Raw genomic sequence first — 2,293 nt, 5'->3', positions numbered from 1 at the left:
TGGTGTGATGCGTGATAAAGACTATCTCCCAGATGCATGGTTTTCATGGTGAGGGCGGTCACACTTGCCACAAGACCACCCCCGGCAAGCCCTAAGACACCGGTAAAGACTGAAGCACGACTTGCCGCTGTGCTAAGAGCATTTTGAACGCCATGGAGGCTTTTTGTCATGTTTTTGACAGCAGCAGAAAAGCGCGGAATACCCAAACTATGTGAGAGTGTTTTTGACAATGTATCGAATTGTTTTTGAACACGTTTGAGAGGTGCCGTGAGTTTATCTTCAAGAGACAATTTTACCTTTGCATCAGCAACTTTTTCACTCATTTTGTCTTACACCTTTCTGCTGCTTGGTTTCGCCAGAATATGAGTTCTTGTGGTTCCATTTCCATCATGTCTGAAAGGGACCAATGGAACACAATGGTAATATCGGCTATGAGTTTTGCGGCGGTTTCCCAGTCGAGGTATCCCGCCGTTTGATAAAAGACTCCAAGATCTCTCCAATATTTGTCAAATCATTGATGTCGAGTTCGCTGATAACCTCATGCGGCCATTCAGAAAGGCGTGCGATCATAGTGATTGTTTGCTCTATACCTTCTTTTTTGTCGATTGCTTGCAAATCTTTTGTTTTGGGGCGCCGTAAGGTAATTGTGGTGTGCTCTTTTCCTTCAAATGTGAGAGGTTCAAGCAATTGATATGTAACATTTTTTTGTAGTGTCATTTTTATAATCCTAAATTGTTTCTATGGTCTGCGAGTTGATTGACACCATTGAATTTTCTCACCAAGTTGAGGACGTCTATCTCAACGATTTCAACGTCCTTCTGGACATATTTGAAATACTGCAATGTGAATGTAGCCGTAGAAGTTGCTTTTCCTCCCGGTTGCCATTCTGCCATTTCAAAGCCTTTGCAAAGCCCTCTCATGGTAATGACAACACCTTCTGCGGGGGTGCCTTGAGCTTGCATTGAACTGCGCAATGAGATGTTGACATCGGTGCGCCCTAACAGTGCCATCAACTCTGGAGAGCAATCAGAAATGGTCATGCTAAGCGTGAGGGTTTCAAGACCAAGGTCAACTTCAATGGAGCTATCCATGCCACCCCCGCGATAACTTTCAACAACCAAACTCAAATTCGGTAGGGTGACACTTTCACATTTTGCCTGATAGGGAATACCATCGACAAAAATATTAAAATATTTCAAGACTCTGGGTAAAACAGGTACGGTCATTAAAAGATCTCCTCTAAGTAATCATTCACAATGCGTGAACGGAACGTGATATGTTCTGCAGGTGTTGTGGGGGTGAATTCGACATTGAAATAGACTTTGCCGCTCTCAATGGCGCTTGCTGTATTAAGCTCTAGATCAGGCGTACAGCGCCCACCAAGAATGGCGCCTTGTGCTTTTAAATCACGCAAATAGGCATTGACGCTTTCACTGACATCATTCATGTAGGTTTTTTTGATATTGCGGTCGACAGCCCATAGATGTCCGCGCAAAATAGCATCATTGATCATATCTGCGGTGCGCACCACCGATAAGAAAGCAAATTTTGTATCGCTTGAGAGTGTGCGATTGCCCCAGAGGCGATAGCCGTTTTCACGGATAATTGTTGTGATATTTTGTTCATTGAGAAGGTTGGCACGGCTCGATCTGTCCCCAATGGAAAAATCAATAGGGCGTGCAGTTCCCACAATGCCATTGATCACTTTATTGGAAGGAGAATGCCAAAAACCGTTGTCAAAATCTGTTTTGGCAATGACACCAGCAACCGCTGCACTTGCCGGCTGTTCTATGATTTTTCCATCACGATTTACCTTTACAAACGGGTCAATGAGAATGGCGCGTTTTGAATCAAAATCCTTTGCTGTGCTAAGAGCTGCTTCATCTGTTGTGTTGGGTGCATCAAGCACCACAATGGCGCGCAAACGCTCTGCAATGCCAATCAGTTCTGCTGCTACAGGATTAGAGGTTGCACTGATTTCGGCTTTGGCTGTCGCTCCAGTGCCATCTCCTTCAATCGTCACATTTGGGGCGCTGTGATAATCAAAGCCACCGTTCTTAATGACAACAGAAGTTACTTTTCCATCTTTCAGGATTGCTTCTGCTTCTGCACCGCCGGCAATTTTAACTGTTGCTTGAGTGTAACCACTTCCTTGGTTCGTCACATCAATCTTGCTAAGACTGATAGGGCGTTTGTGTGTAAAGCCTGAAGCGATGAGAATGCGTGGTGTTTGTCCCACAATGGATTGTGCTCCAATCAAAGCATGGACGCCTTCATAAGCACCATTTGCGTT

Annotated in this window: 4 protein-coding genes and 1 pseudogene; all 5 read right to left on the bottom strand. The window is 44.6% G+C overall.

Going from position 1 to position 2,293, the window contains the following annotated elements; translation table 11 throughout:
* Positions 1 to 323: pseudogene (locus ACFIO3_RS11815) on the bottom strand (phage tail protein); the annotation flags it as partial.
* Positions 320 to 382: a hypothetical protein gene (locus ACFIO3_RS11810; RefSeq protein WP_375609601.1), complete on the bottom strand. Its 63-nt coding sequence runs from the start codon at positions 380 to 382 to the stop codon at positions 320 to 322. The gene ACFIO3_RS11810 and the pseudogene ACFIO3_RS11815, both read right to left, overlap by 4 nt.
* A gap of 47 nt (positions 383 to 429) precedes the next feature.
* Positions 430 to 717, bottom strand: a complete 288-nt coding sequence (locus ACFIO3_RS11805) for a phage tail assembly protein (protein WP_375614647.1) — start codon at positions 715 to 717, stop codon at positions 430 to 432.
* Between the two features lie 2 nt (positions 718 to 719).
* A complete protein-coding gene (locus tag ACFIO3_RS11800) occupies positions 720 to 1,226 on the bottom strand; it encodes a phage major tail tube protein (protein WP_375608785.1) in 507 nt (168 codons plus the stop codon).
* The coding region (locus tag ACFIO3_RS11795) for a phage tail sheath family protein (RefSeq protein ID WP_375704511.1) at positions 1,226 to 2,293 on the bottom strand (1,068 nt) is incomplete at its 5' end. The genes ACFIO3_RS11795 and ACFIO3_RS11800, both read right to left, overlap by 1 nt.

Source organism: Bartonella sp. AD328YNZD (assembly GCF_042196425.1).
Note: the sequence above shows the minus strand (reverse complement) of the source record. Positions and strands in the feature narration are given on the sequence as shown.

Bases quoted from the DNA above. Each gene is read 5' to 3' on its own strand.
- ACFIO3_RS11805 (WP_375614647.1), bottom strand. From the start codon at position 717: ATGACACTACAAAAAAATGTTACATATCAATTGCTTGAACCTCTCACA.
- ACFIO3_RS11800 (WP_375608785.1), bottom strand. From the start codon at position 1,226: ATGACCGTACCTGTTTTACCCAGAGTCTTGAAATATTTTAATATTTTT.